Genomic DNA, 16,134 nt, shown 5'->3' on the forward strand with positions numbered 1-16,134 from the left:
CTAAAAGCCAGGGGTTCTCTTAAAAACCCCTGGCTTTGTTTTATCACTTTTTGGCACTGGAATATCTGGTTTTCTTGATTCGTGAGCACTGGAAATGAAAAACTAAAAAGAGAAACATAAGTATATCTTTTTCTATTATATTTATTTATAATTAAATATAATTAATTATAAATAAAAGAAAATAGGATGTTGTAAAGATGAACATTCATTTTAAAGCGATAGGAAAAATTCTAACCCCTTTTAACACCTTGGAAGGAATGCCGATTCAATCGGCGGCGGCGAAAAATGTAGAAGGAACAATAGAGCTTAACCCATTGTATGTAGAAGGGATGAAAGATCTGGACGGCTTTTCTCATCTTATTCTTATTTATTATTTTCATAAGGTTCATGAATATTCATTGCAGGTAGTTCCTTTCTTAGATGATCAACCCCATGGTATTTTTGCAACAAGATTCCCGAAAAGACCGAACCCAATCGGCTTTTCAGTCGTTCGATTGAAAAGTATTGAGGGGAACCATATCCATGTCTTAGATGTCGATGTATTGAACGAAACACCTTTACTCGATATAAAGCCTTACGTTCCGATGTTTGATGCAATAGAAACATCTAAGATTGGATGGTTTGAAAAAAGAATCGAAAACATAGATAAAGTAAAAGCTGATAAAAGCATTTATTGAAAAGGCGGTATTGGCAAGGCCGATTAAAAAGCACCTTATGGCTCTTTTTTCATTGCACTGAACAAATGTGTTTTTTCTATCCATGAACGGAGACACTTTACTATTCTATATAATTATATTTTATATAAATTAATTATATGCTATACAAAATAGTTATAAGAAATTATAATAAGTTTTATATTAGATTAAAAATAGAAGGGGGAGAGAAAGCATGAAGCATTCTATTCGCATGATCATGTTTTTGTGTGCTTCAATCTTTTTTATTTTTGGTTGTACAAACGAGGGAGAAAAACAGGAATCAAAGAAGACAGAGGATAAACAGACAGTACAATTAACCATCTCAGCAGCCGCAAGCTTACAAGATGCCTTAACGGAAATTCAGAAAAAGTATGAAAAAGAACATGAAAATATAAAAATTACATTTAACTTTGGAAGTTCTGGTGCATTGCAACAGCAAATCGAACAAGGAGCGCCGGTAGACCTATTTTTCTCGGCTGCTGAAAATAAGTTTCGTCCACTCGTAGACAAAGGATTGATTAACATAGAAGAGAGTAAAAACTTGCTAGGAAATGAAATCGTTTTAATCGTTCCGAAAGATAAAGCAGACACAGTAAAAGGATTTCAGTCTTTGGCAGACAGCGGTATTAAGCAATTTGCATTAGGAAATCCTGAAACTACTCCAGCAGGTCAATACGGGCAGCAAACTCTGACCAAGCTAAATCTTTGGCCAAAAGTAAAAGAGAAAGTCGTATACACAAAGGATGTGCGCCAAGTATTATCATATGTAGAAGCAAATACAGTGGACGCAGGAATTGTATTCAAAACTGATGCTCAAATATCTGATAAGGTAAAAATTGTCGAAATTGCAGACGCAAATATGCATGATCCTATTATTTATCCAGTTGGCATCATTAAGGACACAAAGCATAAAAAAGAGGCTGCCGATTTCTATCAGTACCTGCAGACAGAAGATTCGTTTCAAATTTTTGAAAAATTCGGATTTAAGATTTTGAAATAAGCGGGCTTCATTACTTTAAAAACAAAAAATCATAAACATCGATATATCAACGTTTCTAAAACATTAATGGGGGCGTCAATAAGCCGTATAAACGACTTATAAGACACCCCCAAAGCTCCTCAAGAACAACACTGTCATATTTTGGAGCACGAGGACTATGAGATGATAAGACCTTACATCGTTATTAGGTAATTGATTATGGTTTGTCAAAAACTTTTAGTAAAGGGCCCCTGCTAATCGACTTTCAAAAAAATAACCATGCACAACTCATGAAAGCAGCCCATAAAGTATATTATCATTCTAATGGATAATCGGGAGGAATCTATATTGAGTTATACATTTCCGGGAGGTCAACCGCAGGGGAAGCCCATCTTTATCACAAGTAAAATCAGGGAAGCGATGGTCGCTGAGTTAACCGCAATTAATGATTATAATTACCATATTGCAAATTCCAACATGGAAGAAGTCAATAGGGTTTGGAGAATGATCATGCTGGATGAAAAAAAACATTACGGAATGTTTCTAACCCTCTTGCGCAAATACGATCCTGTACAATATCAAACCTATCTCTACTATCAAAACACTCATTTGGATGTAAAGGAACCAATGCAGACCTATAGACCCAATTATGATAAACAATTGATATTAAATCTTGTCAGAAGTGATCTTAAAGGAGAACTAGAGACAGCCGTACTTTATGATCAATATGCAGCTGAAATCTCTATCCCGGATGTTAGTCATGTTTTCTCTGTCATTAGCCGTGATGAGAAATTCCATGCAGAACATTTAACGAAGCTCTTGATAAGTTATGATCCTGATCCCTACAATGGTCTGAAATAAAACTGAACTAAGCCCTTAAACGGTGAATTCCCTCCTTACTCAAGGGGAATGTGTCATCCTCATTCCCCTTGAGTAAGCAGTCTTCTCACCATAAATGATAAATCTAAAAGTCATGTCATTCATATAAGCTTCCCTAGCAATTTTTTATCTACAACTATTTCCACTTGTGATACGGTTCACCTTTAATTAATCTTAAACTGTTCAACAAATTCAATCCCTTTCCATTAGTGAAGTGACAAAAAATATCATCAAACTATAATTTTACTGAACCGTAAACTCTGACTCTTCACCTCTATATTTTTGAACTAATGTCCCAGCATCACGATTCTAACTCTCCCGCAGCCGCTTCATCACCATCCGCTCCCACCACTTCCACGGCAATATATTTTTCAAGACCATTCCTAATTTCACGCCTTTGCCAACCGGATACCGCAATTTCGGATAAGGAGACTTTGCCACGTGTACAATCTGTTGGATCACTTCATACGGAGAGGGTGCCGTGTCAGCAACATGGTTGACATATTTCAAAATTTTCTCCATCTCTTTAACATAAGGAGAATCCGGATTGACCGATACCGCATCCAGCCCTTTTGACCAGATTTCCGTTTTATAGGATCCCGGTTCAATTAAAACGACATGAACACCGTACGGCAGCATCTCTAAACGCAAAGACTCGCTGAATCCTTCCACCGCAAACTTGGATGCCACATAAGGTCCCATAGAAGGGAATCCGATTCGTCCGCTAATACTGCTTATATTCACAACCTTGCCGCTTCTGCGTGCCCTCATCGACGGCAAAACAGCTTTTGTTACTGCCACCAAACCGAAAAAATTCGTTTCAAATTGCCTCTGCCATTCTTCAACAGCAAGCTCCTCCGTAAACCCTCCCGCTGCATACCCCGCGTTGTTTACCAACAGATCAATTTGGCCGTAATCTTCAATCACATTCTGAATTACAGTTTCCGCTGCTGAAAAATCGGTTACATCTAGTTGGATAATCTCAATCCGGTCTGTTACACCTGCTTCTTTGGCTGCCGCTTCCAGTCGTCCTCTCTTATCCAAATCTCTCATTGAAGCCAGCACGCGGTAGCCTTCGCGGGCAAGCGCTACACTTGTTAGCAATCCAAAGCCGCTTGAAGCTCCTGTAACAAACGCAACAGGTTGTTTCTTTAAAGTTTGATTCACAAGATTCCCTCCAGCTATTCATATTCTAACACTGCCTCGTATACTAAGTTTCAGAAAGTTTTTTTATCGAATTTCCAGTCCGATACGCTCCTTGACAATCGCATATCTTGGGTGGTTGCCTTTGTGGGAGGGGCGCGCCCCTCCCACAAAGGGTTGAGCGTACCGGGGTTGGACTTTTCGCAATGTTCCTGGATAATGGTCTTAGGATCATCGGGGATACTCTTCTCACTCCTGTAGCTTTGACTACTTGTAAAGTCTGTCTCCTCGGCCCCTGTTTGGACGTCTAACCCGCAGGCTGTTCCCGTTGGTTTTCCCCATGCTGGAAGGAGCAGCTTCCAGGGCAGCCCATGGTCCAACGTGAGTTCTCATATGCGAGGGTGACTGGTCAACAGGCGCGATCCGGGGGCATCCCGAAGAGTCCGACCCCTCGATCCTACAACAATAGGAGGTGATCTCATGAAACTCTACGTCGGGATCGACGTGAGCTCACGCGACTTAGCCACCTGCATTATGGATCATGAAGGAAATACGTGCGCACGCTTCAAAGTGGATAATCATCTTCTGGGCGCCACCTTCCTTCGGGATCAAATCCTCCTGTGGGCTAACAAGCGAAAGCCAACCGAAATTCTGATCGGGATGGAAGCCACCTCGGTCTACAGTTGGCATCCAGCTATGTTTTTCCACCAGCAGGAGGCCTTGCAGGCTTGGAACGTCAAGGTGTTTACGATCAATCCAAAGCTCATTCGCAAGTTTAAAGAAGCCTATGTCGACTTGGAGAAAACGGATGACATCGATGCTTGGATCATTGCGGATCGGCTTCGCTTCGGCCGTCTGAAGATGACGGCTGTCCTCAAGGAGCAGTTTCTCGCGCTTCAGCGACTGACACGCATGCGATATCATCTCGTCCACCAGTTAACCCGTGAGAAACAGTATTTTCTCCAGCACTTGTTTTACAAATGCAGTTCCTTTACCCAAGAGGTGGACAGTTCGATCTTCGGACATGCCATTCTCGAACTGCTGCTTGAGTCGTGGAGCCTCGATGACATCTGCCAAATGGATGTCAAGCAGTTGGCCGACTTCCTGCGCCAAAAAGGGCGCAATCGCTTTGCCGATCCGGAATGCATCGCCAAGTCGATTCAAAAGGCGGCCCGTTCGTCGTATCGGTTGTCCAAGTGTGTCGAGGATTCCATCGACTTGCTGTTAGGGCTGTCGATTCAATCAATCCGCAGCCTGCAATCGCAGCTCAAAGAGCTCGATAAAGCCATTACCCGCCATCTTGAAGGCATTCCGAACACACTGCAAACCATCCCAGGCATCGGACCGGTTTATACCGCAGGCATCCTGGCCGAAATCGGGCAAATCGAGCGGTTTCACAACCAGGCCGCCTTGGCAAAATATGCCGGCTTGACATGGTCCAAGCACCAATCGGGCCGTTTTCAAGCCGAGGACACCTCCCTCATTCGTTCCGGCAATCGCTATCTCCGTTACTACCTAGTGGAGGCTGCCAACTCGGTGCAACGGCATGATGCGACGTTTCGTGCGTACTACCGGAAGAAGTATGAGGAAGTGCCCAAACACCAACATAAACGAGCCCTCGTCCTCACCGCTAGAAAACTCGTGCGTGTGATCGATGCGCTGCTACGCAACGGTCAAATCTACACGCCAAGAAAGGGGGAAGATCGATAAGAGGATCGATCTGGTATACCAATATCAACCTTTAGACCCAGTTTATTACATGTACCAATACTGGGTTTCTTCAGTATTGCCTTTTTTCGGATCATCGGACAAGGGAATTTCCAATTTCTATGATTTTTCACCTTGACATATTACCGCAGGACTTTTTGTCAAATATATGTAGAGCATCATCACTGCTTTCGTTCGCAAATTCCTTCAAAAATCTGCTCCACCTAGATGTTTTGACAATTCCTGTCTCTTCTTAATAAACACTTTTTATTGGAATTGTATCATGGAAATAATGAGATAAAATAAATCCTGCCTTCTTTACAGAGGATTGGTTAAAAATATTTAATTATTAAAAATCGCCAAGTATAATAATTACCGGCGATTTCTAACTTCTATCATAGCTCATATGAATAAGTCGCTTTGCCTTTTCAAAATCTTCATCATTATAAATACTGACTTCTAAATCCCCTGTTCCGATATGACCGATATTTCGTACATCACGGCTAAATCCTGGCTCGAGTTCAATTTCATCTGGATTCACTTTTAAAAATAAGACGATTTTTTCTGTCTGAGGATGCACTTCTAAGCAGACAAAATTTTTAATGCGCTTAAAGGCTATGTAGTATTTTAATACAGCCATTTGTACATCATCGCCTAGTGCCATAATATATGCTTTTATTGCTTCAAACCGGTCTTTTAATTCTGTACTGGATTGTTCCAGATATTCGGAGACTGTCTTATATCCGGGCTTCGATGAGTTAATATGGTTTTCAACTTCCAGTAATGGTTGTGCAGTTGTTGTATTTACTAAATCGAGCAAAAGAAATCCATCTTTATAAAACTTATACTGGTACAACTCAATGTTCCGATTAATTTGTTGAACAGCATGTTCGTCATATTTTGTGAATCCACCCGCAATACATAATAAGCGCGGATTCGTCCAATCAATTGCGTCAGCCAAGTCATTACCGTATTTGCGCATTACCATAAGAGTGAATTTTGCTTTATGATCCAACAGCCAGTCCAGATAATATAATCCTTGGTTAATGACATTTTCATTGACAGCTCGTTTATATTCGATAATAACTGGAGAGTTATTTTCATCAATACCTAATGTATCGATTCTGCCGCCATGTGTCTTGCCAGTAGAATATTCTGATGCTAAAAACCGTACACCTAAAAATGTTTCAAGATTACGCTCAATAAGGGTTTGCAGCGATTTTTCAATTGTCAGAGAAGTGCCTTCCAATTCACTTACATGTTCTCCATTTATACGAAATAATTTAATATCACCCATGAAACTACTCCTTCTTTTATTGTGCATCTAAAACTACAATTACAATAAATGAATAATGATAGTATACAATAAGCGTTGATATTTAGCGGACTAAATAATTTTTTCGCTTGTAAATGAGACATATTAGTCAATCTGTGTAAAGAATACGGAAGAACGTAACAAAAGACCCCAATTCAATTTTAATAATGTTCCACTCGTTCGGAAATATGTTTGCAAAATTATTTTGGCTCTTTGAAATACTAGAGAAACCAATCAATACATTCATTACAAAGACTGCTTGATTATTAACTACATGAAATGTTTATTACCCTTTACAAGAAAGGAAATCATGTTGCAAATTGCAACACCAAAGAAGAAAAAAAGTAAAACTGTTAATCGCTTTTACTCAAGTGTCGTTATTAAACTATGAAAAAATTGGGGAATTTTAACGTTTTATTTTTCCTCATAATCAATTGTATTTATATCCATTACCAGTATAATGTATAAAAATGTAGTCAAGAGGTGATATCAGTAAATCAAATCATCAAAATAGTTCTGCTAGATCGAAAGCATGTTGAAGCGTATGTACGTGCGGGAACAAAAGATGGTCGAGAACAATCGATATGAAAAGTGCAAATTTTTGCAATTCAAGCCGTGTAAACTAAGTTGTCAGGGAGGACCATTATTTGCAATCAGGTCATGTTTCAAAAATCAAAAGCTGCTTAAATAGGTTTCAAATTTTCACAAGTCTGGCGGCATGGTTGCATCGGTATGTTCAGGTGCACTATTGTTGGCAGAAGCAGGTCTATTATCCGGCAAAAGGCAACTACACATTCATTTGCGATTGAATACATGAAATCTAATTATAAGGACATTGAAGTAGTTCAAAATGTCCGATTTGTGGATGAAGGCAAAATTCTAACTTCTGCTGGAGTGTCAGCTGGAATCGATATGTCTTTATACATCGTAGCAAAATTACTGGGAGAAACAGTAGCACGTACAACAGCAGCTACAGAAGAATATCCATAATGATTTGAAAATATTGGGGGAGCTGGTCGGAAGGTTCAGTAAAGTTGAGCATCACTTGACTGTAACTTGATTTTCATACAGGCGAAACAGCGAAAATTTCTGTTTCGCCTGAAGTTATTTGCACTGACTTACAAAATTTCTTTCACACTTTCGGGTCAATTATAAGATTATGTTAAAAATCATCGTTGATTTATATAAGTATATTGTTATATACTTATTAATGTTAAGGAAATGATACTACTAAACAACATTTATGTCTCGGAGATGAAAAACAGCAATTTATCGTGTTGAAATGATTCTAAAGCAATTTAGGAGTTTTATCTTTCTTTTTCATTTATATATAAGCAAATAATTATATAACTATACAAGTATAGGAGGTTTTTCGATGCAAAAAGCAGTGGAGGAAATAGAAAAAGCAGCACACATTTTAAAGCTACTTGGTGATAAAACACGTTTAACGATTATGGCCATTTTAAAGAAACGCGAGTGTTGCGTCTGTGAGCTTCTAGAGGTATTTGATATGAGTCAGCCGGCTATTAGTCAGCATCTTCGCAAGTTAAAAGATGCAGGATTAGTAAAAGAGGATAAGAGGGGACAGTGGATTTATTATTCCCTCAATCTAGAAAATGAGTTATATGATTTCATTCAAGAAATTCTGCAGCACATTCCAGATCAAACAGAGAATATTCGTAAGATTGAGGAAACCAACCCTGCGCTTCGTTGCGGTTGTTAATCTACTAATTAAATGGGGAGGAAAAAATGAGTAATACGGGGAAAAAACGGCTATCGTTTTTGGATCGATACTTAACGCTTTGGATTTTCCTTGCTATGGTAGCAGGAATTGGCTTAGGATTCGTCTTTCCGGGCTTTGTAGACGGAATGAACAGTTTGCAGGTAGGAACGACATCGATTCCAATTGCCATTGGTTTAATTTTCATGATGTATCCTCCGTTAGCAAAAGTTCGCTACGAGGAGATGGGACGCGTCTTTAAAAATGTGAAAGTATTAGTGTTATCGCTCGTACAAAACTGGATTATTGGACCGATTCTTATGTTTTTGTTGGCGATCGTATTCTTGCCGGATAAACCGGAATACATGGTCGGACTCATCCTAATCGGTCTGGCACGTTGTATTGCGATGGTGATTGTCTGGAATGATTTAGCGAATGGAGATAGAGAGTACGCAGCTGGATTGGTGGCGTTTAACTCTGTATTCCAAGTGTTATTTTACTCTGTTTATGCGTATGTGTTTGTGACAATCATTCCGGAATGGTTAGGACTAGAAGGTGCTGTCGTTCATATTACAATGATGGAAGTCGCCAAGTCGGTGTTCATTTACTTAGGAATTCCGTTTCTTGGCGGAATGGTGACGCGCTTTTTGTTGGTAAAAGCAAAGGGCAGACAATGGTATGAAAAAGTATTCATTCCAAAAATCAGCCCGATTACATTGATTTCTTTATTGTTTACGATTATCGTCATGTTCTCTTTAAAAGGAGACGCTATCGTAAGTTTGCCGTTGGATGTAGTGAGAGTCGCCATTCCATTGTTCATTTACTTTGTATTGATGTTTTTCGTTTCCTTCTTCTTGGGGAAGAAATTTGGAGCGAGCTACCCTGTCACCACCACACTTGCCTTTACAGCCGGCAGCAATAACTTTGAGTTAGCGATTGCTGTAGCTGTTGGCGTGTTTGGGATCCATTCTGGTGCAGCATTTGCAGCTGTCATTGGACCACTTGTGGAAGTGCCTGTCATGATTGCATTGGTCAACGTAGCATTATGGTTTCAACGAAAATACTTTAAAACCGAATCAGTATCATACTAACAACAGAGGTGCAATAAAACATGAAAAACAAAAAGATCATTTACTTCTTATGCACTGGCAACTCTTGCCGCAGCCAAATGGCAGAAGGATGGGCAAAAAAATATCTTGGCGACGAGTGGGAAGTTTACAGCGCCGGTATCGAAGCTCGCGGATTAAATCCAAACGCGGTAAAAGTCATGAAAGAAGTAGGAATTGATATTTCGAACCAAACATCGGATATCATTGATCCGGAAATTTTAAATAAAGCGGATTTGGTCGTAACATTATGCGGTCACGCCGCAGACCATTGCCCGGTAACACCTCCGCACGTGAAACGCGTACATTGGGGATTCGATGATCCTGCGAAGGCAGAGGGGACAGAAGAAGAAAAATGGGCTGTTTTCATGCGTGTTCGCGATGAGATTGGTGAAAGAATTAAACGTTTTGCTGAGACTGGTGAATAACTTCCTTCAGTCCCTCCATATCAATAACAAAAAGAGCCTGGAGAACTTTCTCGGGCTCTTCGTGTTTTTTAGGAGAAGAATTAGACAATTAACGAAAAAGTCATATAGCATTGGCTGTTGCAAGACAATATCAACATTAAGATTAATAGATTTGCTGCAATGGGGCAGATTTTAGGGAGAAAAATAGATATTTAATTTAGGTAAAAGTTTTAAGGGATTTATAGTACGATTTGAGGCTTCAATTATTACATTTTTGAAACACCGCCCGATTTCTAACATTATTTTATTTTGGTTATGTGTAGTTTAAGTGGGGCTTGAAAGAATAAAATCGAGAAAGCTTCCGATACAAGCGTCGATTCACAATCGCCTGAATGTGGGACCTATTCAAGTTTCGATATTGGCTGTTTTATACGAGATGTTGATGTATGCGATGGATTCAACTACCGCTATGGAACGCACGTTAAAGAGTTAGGTGATTAGTTGTCGGATGACTTTCGAAAGACGGAACATTCCTTTCTCCAGGTCAGCTAAAGAAGCGTAGGAATAAGAAAGGCGAAGGTACTGGGCTGCATGCTTATCATAGACATTTCCTGGATTTAATAGAATTCCATGCTCTAATGCTTTTTCAAAAAGTTTCCGTATGGAGATTGAAGGCAATATGCGCAGCCATATATAAAAACCGCCTCTAGGAACAGTCCAGGTCGCAATATCGGAAAAATACCTCTGTAATGAATCAATCATGATCTTCCTTCGAACCTTCAATTCTTTTCTGACCTCTTCCAAATGTTGATGATAGAGCCCGCTTGCTAGCCATTCCGCAACAGCCCATTGAGACAAGGAACTGGATCCGTAATCGGTTTGCATTTTAATATCCGCCAATCGCTCAATAACAGGCTTCGGTCCGACTATCCAGCCGATTCTCAGACCGGGACTCAATGTTTTCGACATGCTCCCAAGATATAAAACAAGCCCATTTTTATCGATGGCTTTCAATGGTGGGGGAGGCGGTGAATCGAGCCAGAGTTCCCGGTATACGTCATCTTCAATAATCGGCATCCGCTCCTTTTCGCATACATCAATCAATTTTCTCCGTCTTTCTTCGGACATCAAAATTCCTGTTGGATTATGAAAGGACGGAATTGTATAAAGCAATGAAGCATTTTGCCGCTTTTTTTGTTCCGAAATCTTATTTGCTTGAATTCCATGCTCATCTAAAGGAAGTCCAAATAATCGCATATCGGCAGATTGAAATACATGCAGGGAATACAGGTACGATGGTTTTTCCAGAAAGATCGTAGCACCTCGCCGCAATAGACCTATTGATATCAATTGCAATGCCTGCAGAGCTCCTGACACAATCAAAATGGAAGAAGGGGAAGCTTCAATCCCGATGGTTTTCAAATATCTACTGAGCTGTTCCCTGAGAAAAAGCAGCCCTTTCGGTTCCTCGTAGCCAAGTGAATCAATGTGTCCCGTCAGCTTTTCAAATACTTGTTTCATCATCTCACGTGGAAATAAATCTGGAGAAAGCTCTCCTGTTCCTAAACGGATGATATTTGAATCAAACTCTGCTTTATTGATTTCCTGTATCGTAGGCAAATTAGGATAATAACTCCCCGCTTGCACATAGGAATTCCAGTCTGGGGGAGGGGTAGAGGTCATCAAAGACCATGAATTGTTAATAATCTTGGTACCGCTCCCTCTTTTTCCTTTCAGCAATCCATCAGCAATCAATTCTTCCATAGCCGCCACGATCGTACTGCGGTTCACTCCGAATGCTTTGGCCAATGTGCGTTGAGGAGGGATTTTTGTCCCTAAAGTCCATTCTCCTGTTTCAATCTTTTCTTTAATATATTCTTTGATCTGGATATAAAGGGGAACTGGAGTCGATTTGTCTGGCTTCCAATCTAATTCATTCATGAAAAAATACTCTCCCTTTACAATCATATGAGTCGATTATACAACTTGGTTGGTATTGAATCCATCCAATTGGTTGGAGACAATAATCGATTTCCGAGTAAAATTGTATTCATATGCTATACAATAGGAGGGATTGGAATGGCGGAAGCCTTTATTCACGGACTTATTCTTGCATTTGGACTTATTCTTCCTCTTGGCGTCCAAAACGTTTTTATATTTCATCAAGGAGCTCTTCAGAAACACTTCATTCATGCGCTCCCAGCCGTTTTAACTGCTTCACTATGCGATACGCTTTTAATCATCCTTGCTGTTTTCGGAGTATCTGTGATGAACTTTAGTTCTTTAACCAAAACGGTCCTACTAAGCATAGGAATTCTGTTTTTGTTATATATGGGGTGGAGCACTTGGAAAAGTACCTCTTCTACTGATAAAGAGAATAACGAAAAAACAGCCAAGGAAACTTTTACACCATTCAAACAAGTTGTGTTTTCAGCATCGGTCTCGCTGCTCAATCCACATGCGATCATGGATACGATTGGCGTGATCGGAACGAGTTCACTTCAATACAATGGAGGGGAAAAAGCAGCTTTTGCACTTGCCTGTATTCTAGTTTCCTGGATCTGGTTTGCGGGGCTGGCTTTGGCAGGACGGAGAATAGGGGATCTAGATCAATCTGGACGTTTGATGAATGCTTTTAACAAAATTTCCGCGCTCGTCATGTGGGGAGCAGCGATTTATATTGGATTCACACTGGCAAAATAAAAACAGGAGTTTGCAGTAGAGGTTTCATTACTCCAAATAGTAAACTCTTGTAAGTCTATGAAACAGGATAATAAACTAAAAAAAAATCCAGTTGCTGATTACTATAATAATCGGGAGACCAATAACTAGGAGAAAATTTTTTTTGCGGAGTTGAAGGGAGGAGATAGGATTGAAACACCCGTATGCTCATTATCGTCCTTTATTTCCTGTTTTAGCATCGAAAATCCATCTGGCGAGCTGTTCGCAAGGAGCCATTTCAAAAACTGTTTCCGAATCGATTGAAGAGTATATGAATAGTTTGCTAACGGCGGGGGGTAATTGGAATCAAGCAATAAAAGTAGTTGAACAGGCAAAATACAGTTTTGCAAAATTAATCGGTGCTGAACCTAATGAAATTGCTGTATTATGCTCGGTCTCTGACATTTTTTCTACTATCGCCTCTTCACTTTCTTTTGAAAAAGGGAAAAATATCATTGTGACGACAGATATGGACTTTCCAACCGCCGGTCATGTATGGCTCGCTCAGGAGAAATTTGGAGCAAAGGTCAGATTTATTCCTTCTCAACAAGGAGTCATTCCTTTAGAATATTATGAACGTTATGTAACGTCTGACACACTTGTCACATCCATTTCCCATGTCTGTTATTACAACGGTTTTAAACAAGATCTCAAGGCGATTGCAGACATTGTTCATCGTAAAGGTTCACTTCTTTTTGTTGATGCATATCAATCTGCTGGACAGGTGCCTATTGATGTAAAGAAAATGGATATCGACATATTGGCAGCAGGAACAAGGAAATACATGTTAGGTATTCCGGGAATATCCTTCCTATACATAAAAGCTGAATTGGCAGAGAAATGGAAACCGCGTGTCACAGGATGGTTTGGTCAGGAGGATCATTCGAAATTCAATGTTCATCAAATTATACCAGCAGCTGGAACACGTCGTTTTGAGACTGGAACGCCTTCTTTTATAAGCGCTTATGCAGCAGCTGCCGCTATTCGTTTACTTCTTGAAATAGGAGTGGAGAATATATCTTCTTATTTAAACCTATTAGCTCAATTCGCATTAGATTATGGACAAGAAAAAGGATTACACACTGTTACTCCTTTATCGGCTCACAAAAGAGGCGGCCTAACTGCTTTTTATGTAAAAAATGCTGGGCAAATAGAATCGATCTTGAAAGAGAGAAATATCATTGTTTCTGCTAGAAACGACGTCATCCGAATCGCTCCTCATTTTTACAATACGCAGGATGATATTCGGCAAGCCATTGACGAGCTAACAACTGTTTTAACAGCGAATAAATAAGCAGCACAGGTCTAGGTACTGAAAGACTCGAAACTTTTTCATGGTTCCAATAACAATATATGAGTGGTTTAAAGCGGACAAAAGATTTGTGTGAATAGTCTATTTTTAACTTTATAGTGCAAAATTCAGCTAGTTTCACAACTAATGTCTTAACAGTTTTTTTCGGCTCCATTCAACGATCTGATGGAGCTTCAGTTTATTATTTAAAATGATTATTTGCAAATTGCAAATAATATAGTATAAATAAATATAGAGGTGAAAAAATGGAAAACGTTAGAGAGCTTTTTCAAGTGATGACACGTCGTTTTGGATTGCTGAATAAAAATTGCTGTTCTATTGATGGTGTTGATATTTCTCTCGTTCAAAGCCATATTCTATATGAAATTGATAAAAGAGAATACCCTTCTATGCAACAAGTGGCCGAAGTATTGGGAATGGATATTACGACATTCAGCAGACAGATTCAAAATTTGGTCAAAATGGGTTTAGTAAAAAAAACGCCGCTCCCTGAAGATCGAAGAGTATACACGTTATCTCTAACCAACGAGGGAAAATTTATAGCAACAACTATCGATCGAGAAATCAGACAATATTTAGAAGAGGTATTTTCACACATGACGGAATTCGAGAAAGAAACAGTAATTCGTTCGATTAAATTGTTGAATGAGTGCATGGCAAAATCGAGCGTATGTTGCAAACCATTATTTTAAGGCAAGCTATCTTGGCTTGCCAATTCGTTAAACTTATATTTGCATTTTGCAAATAAAATAAAAGAGATAAGATTATTCGAAAATTTCTTTCTGTTTCGTTGGAATGAACTCTTTTATTTTTAGTATTTTGATTGTTATTCACTTTTTAGATAGATATATTCAGGCTTGAAAAATACGGGTTGAAAGTCAAGCTATGCAAAGTAATGCCGAAAGGAGAGATAAAGATTAAAAAGGAAACATGAGAGAAGATTCACAGGACACCTTTTACTATTTGCTTTTGGGTTCAGGCGTTGGAGCCGCTATTCATGGCGCTGTACCGACAGAATGAATTTCAATCTAAATGGGGGTGTATTGCTGCAATCATCGAAAATCCTTGGATGTCCGTCTTTTGGTGATTCCTATCTCGCCAATGTTGATTACAATGAGCATGACATTGCATTGATGATTAACTGAGAAGCTGCAAGCTTACCGGGATATCAATATTGCACAGTATCTTTAAAAAGAAACTAGTCTTTGCGTTTGTAGACTCTGTCATGACGATGGCAGGGTTATTAGGATTTTTATTCTATCTTATTTAAGGAGTGATCACTTATGAATCACATGAATAACGATCAAATCCGGCAAAATGTCCGAAACCGCTATAAGAAAATTGCGCTGCAGGAAGTGAATTCTGGGGGTTGTTGTTCAGTCAGTTCCGGAGGTTGTGGTACACCTAAGGAGGTATCGGCAAAACTAGGTTATTCGGATGAGGAATTATCTGCCGTACCAGAAGGAGCCAATCTTGGACTTGGCTGCGGCAACCCGCTGGCAATTACGGAATTGAAACCTGGAGAAGTAGTGTTGGATCTTGGTAGCGGTGCTGGATTTGATTGCTTTCTGGCGGCACAACAGGTTGGAGAAACCGGCCGCATCATTGGTGTAGATATGACGCCAGAAATGATCAGCAAAGCTCGGAATAATGCTGCCAAGAATGGTTATACCAACACTGAATTTCGATTAGGAGAGATTGAACATTTACCGGTTGCAGATCGTACGGTTGATGTTATTATTTCCAATTGTGTCATTAATCTTTCTCCAGATAAGCCCCAAGTGTTCAAGGAAGCCTATCGTGTGCTGAAAACAGGTGGTCGCCTTGTCATTTCCGACGTTGTAGCGACAGCAGAGCTTCCATCGGAAATCAAAAACAATATGGATGTCTTGTATTCGAGCTGCGTATCAGGAGCAGCATCAATTAGAGAACTGGAATCATTGTTGCAACAGAGTGGATTCATACAGATCACCATTGAACCGAAAGATGAATCGAAGGAGTTTATCAAAGACTGGGTGCCTGGAGCGAACATCGAAGATTACATTGCTTCTGCGGTCATAAAAGCAATGAAACCTTAAAAAACGTGGTGTAACAGATTAGAAACTGTTAGGTAAGACAAAATGAGCAACTTGTTTTCCATGATGATTCCG

The 16,134-nt window shown here is 39.7% G+C and carries 15 protein-coding genes; 12 read left to right on the forward strand and 3 right to left on the reverse strand.

Going from position 1 to position 16,134, the window contains the following annotated elements:
- Positions 1-197: 197 nt before the first annotated feature.
- The 3 genes from tsaA to NSS70_RS10425 all read left to right on the forward strand — a co-directional run bounded on the left by tsaA (position 198) and on the right by NSS70_RS10425 (position 2,535).
- Entirely contained in the window at positions 198-677 is a 480-nt protein-coding gene (gene tsaA / locus NSS70_RS10415) for a tRNA (N6-threonylcarbamoyladenosine(37)-N6)-methyltransferase TrmO (protein WP_066250716.1), read from the forward strand.
- A 211-nt stretch (positions 678-888) separates the two neighbouring features.
- Positions 889-1,695: a molybdate ABC transporter substrate-binding protein gene (gene modA, locus NSS70_RS10420; RefSeq protein WP_340881464.1), complete on the forward strand. Its 807-nt coding sequence runs from the start codon at positions 889-891 to the stop codon at positions 1,693-1,695.
- 327 nt (positions 1,696-2,022) lie between these two features.
- On the forward strand, positions 2,023-2,535 hold the full coding sequence (locus NSS70_RS10425) for a rubrerythrin (RefSeq protein ID WP_094245830.1): 513 nt from the start codon (positions 2,023-2,025) through the stop codon (positions 2,533-2,535).
- A 327-nt stretch (positions 2,536-2,862) separates the two neighbouring features.
- On the opposite strand, the gene NSS70_RS10430 is transcribed toward NSS70_RS10425, so the two are convergent.
- Positions 2,863-3,720 carry an oxidoreductase gene (locus NSS70_RS10430; RefSeq protein ID WP_339212691.1) on the reverse strand — a complete coding sequence of 286 codons (858 nt, stop codon included), beginning with the start codon at positions 3,718-3,720 and terminating at the stop codon, positions 2,863-2,865.
- Between the two features lie 456 nt (positions 3,721-4,176).
- Here NSS70_RS10430 and NSS70_RS10435 point away from each other — a divergent pair, with 456 nt between their 5' ends.
- Positions 4,177-5,406: an IS110 family transposase gene (locus tag NSS70_RS10435; protein ID WP_027725928.1), complete on the forward strand. Its 1,230-nt coding sequence runs from the start codon at positions 4,177-4,179 to the stop codon at positions 5,404-5,406.
- Positions 5,407-5,788: 382 nt separating this feature from the next.
- Here the strand turns inward: NSS70_RS10435 and NSS70_RS10440 are convergent, their stop codons facing one another.
- Positions 5,789-6,700, reverse strand: a complete 912-nt coding sequence (locus tag NSS70_RS10440; protein WP_340881466.1) for a DUF5655 domain-containing protein — start codon at positions 6,698-6,700, stop codon at positions 5,789-5,791.
- Between the two features lie 750 nt (positions 6,701-7,450).
- Here NSS70_RS10440 and NSS70_RS10445 point away from each other — a divergent pair.
- From NSS70_RS10445 to arsC, 4 genes are all read left to right on the forward strand, one after another.
- On the forward strand, positions 7,451-7,708 hold the full coding sequence (locus NSS70_RS10445; protein ID WP_066250736.1) for a hypothetical protein: 258 nt from the start codon (positions 7,451-7,453) through the stop codon (positions 7,706-7,708).
- Positions 7,709-8,093: 385 nt separating this feature from the next.
- On the forward strand, positions 8,094-8,441 hold the full coding sequence (locus tag NSS70_RS10450) for an ArsR/SmtB family transcription factor (RefSeq protein ID WP_339192824.1): 348 nt from the start codon (positions 8,094-8,096) through the stop codon (positions 8,439-8,441).
- A 26-nt stretch (positions 8,442-8,467) separates the two neighbouring features.
- Positions 8,468-9,529 (forward strand): ACR3 family arsenite efflux transporter, encoded by a 1,062-nt coding sequence (gene arsB, locus NSS70_RS10455; protein ID WP_340881469.1) that lies wholly within the window; start codon positions 8,468-8,470, stop codon positions 9,527-9,529.
- 20 nt (positions 9,530-9,549) lie between these two features.
- A complete protein-coding gene (gene arsC / locus NSS70_RS10460; RefSeq protein WP_340733735.1) occupies positions 9,550-9,972 on the forward strand; it encodes an arsenate reductase (thioredoxin) in 423 nt (140 codons plus the stop codon).
- A gap of 468 nt (positions 9,973-10,440) precedes the next feature.
- Here the strand turns inward: arsC and pdxR are convergent, their stop codons facing one another.
- Positions 10,441-11,892, reverse strand: coding sequence for a MocR-like pyridoxine biosynthesis transcription factor PdxR (gene pdxR, locus NSS70_RS10465; protein WP_340881471.1), 1,452 nt, complete (start codon positions 11,890-11,892; stop codon positions 10,441-10,443).
- A gap of 138 nt (positions 11,893-12,030) precedes the next feature.
- On the opposite strand from pdxR, the gene NSS70_RS10470 reads away from it, so the two are divergent.
- From NSS70_RS10470 to NSS70_RS10485, 4 genes are all read left to right on the forward strand, one after another.
- Entirely contained in the window at positions 12,031-12,654 is a 624-nt protein-coding gene (locus NSS70_RS10470) for a LysE/ArgO family amino acid transporter (protein WP_340881472.1), read from the forward strand.
- A gap of 169 nt (positions 12,655-12,823) precedes the next feature.
- The gene (locus tag NSS70_RS10475) at positions 12,824-13,966 is read left to right on the forward strand and encodes an aminotransferase class V-fold PLP-dependent enzyme (RefSeq protein WP_340881474.1); all 1,143 of its coding nucleotides are present in this window, start codon (positions 12,824-12,826) and stop codon (positions 13,964-13,966) included.
- Between the two features lie 263 nt (positions 13,967-14,229).
- Positions 14,230-14,676 (forward strand): MarR family winged helix-turn-helix transcriptional regulator, encoded by a 447-nt coding sequence (locus NSS70_RS10480; protein ID WP_339211551.1) that lies wholly within the window; start codon positions 14,230-14,232, stop codon positions 14,674-14,676.
- A 591-nt stretch (positions 14,677-15,267) separates the two neighbouring features.
- On the forward strand, positions 15,268-16,062 hold the full coding sequence (locus NSS70_RS10485; protein WP_339211552.1) for an arsenite methyltransferase: 795 nt from the start codon (positions 15,268-15,270) through the stop codon (positions 16,060-16,062).
- Positions 16,063-16,134: the final 72 nt, after the last annotated feature.

This window comes from Aeribacillus sp. FSL K6-2848 (genome assembly GCF_038004325.1).
GTDB lineage: Bacteria > Bacillota > Bacilli > Bacillales > Aeribacillaceae > Aeribacillus > Aeribacillus composti.

Coding starts and splice junctions, on each gene's coding strand:
- tsaA (WP_066250716.1), top strand. CDS start 198: ATGAACATTCATTTTAAAGCGATAGGAAAAATTCTAACCCCTTTTAAC.
- modA (WP_340881464.1), top strand. CDS start 889: ATGAAGCATTCTATTCGCATGATCATGTTTTTGTGTGCTTCAATCTTT.
- NSS70_RS10435 (WP_027725928.1), top strand. CDS start 4,177: ATGAAACTCTACGTCGGGATCGACGTGAGCTCACGCGACTTAGCCACC.
- NSS70_RS10440 (WP_340881466.1), bottom strand. CDS start 6,700: ATGGGTGATATTAAATTATTTCGTATAAATGGAGAACATGTAAGTGAA.
- NSS70_RS10445 (WP_066250736.1), top strand. CDS start 7,451: ATGTTCAGGTGCACTATTGTTGGCAGAAGCAGGTCTATTATCCGGCAA.
- NSS70_RS10450 (WP_339192824.1), top strand. CDS start 8,094: ATGCAAAAAGCAGTGGAGGAAATAGAAAAAGCAGCACACATTTTAAAG.
- arsB (WP_340881469.1), top strand. CDS start 8,468: ATGAGTAATACGGGGAAAAAACGGCTATCGTTTTTGGATCGATACTTA.
- arsC (WP_340733735.1), top strand. CDS start 9,550: ATGAAAAACAAAAAGATCATTTACTTCTTATGCACTGGCAACTCTTGC.
- pdxR (WP_340881471.1), bottom strand. CDS start 11,892: ATGAATGAATTAGATTGGAAGCCAGACAAATCGACTCCAGTTCCCCTT.
- NSS70_RS10470 (WP_340881472.1), top strand. CDS start 12,031: ATGGCGGAAGCCTTTATTCACGGACTTATTCTTGCATTTGGACTTATT.
- NSS70_RS10480 (WP_339211551.1), top strand. CDS start 14,230: ATGGAAAACGTTAGAGAGCTTTTTCAAGTGATGACACGTCGTTTTGGA.
- NSS70_RS10485 (WP_339211552.1), top strand. CDS start 15,268: ATGAATCACATGAATAACGATCAAATCCGGCAAAATGTCCGAAACCGC.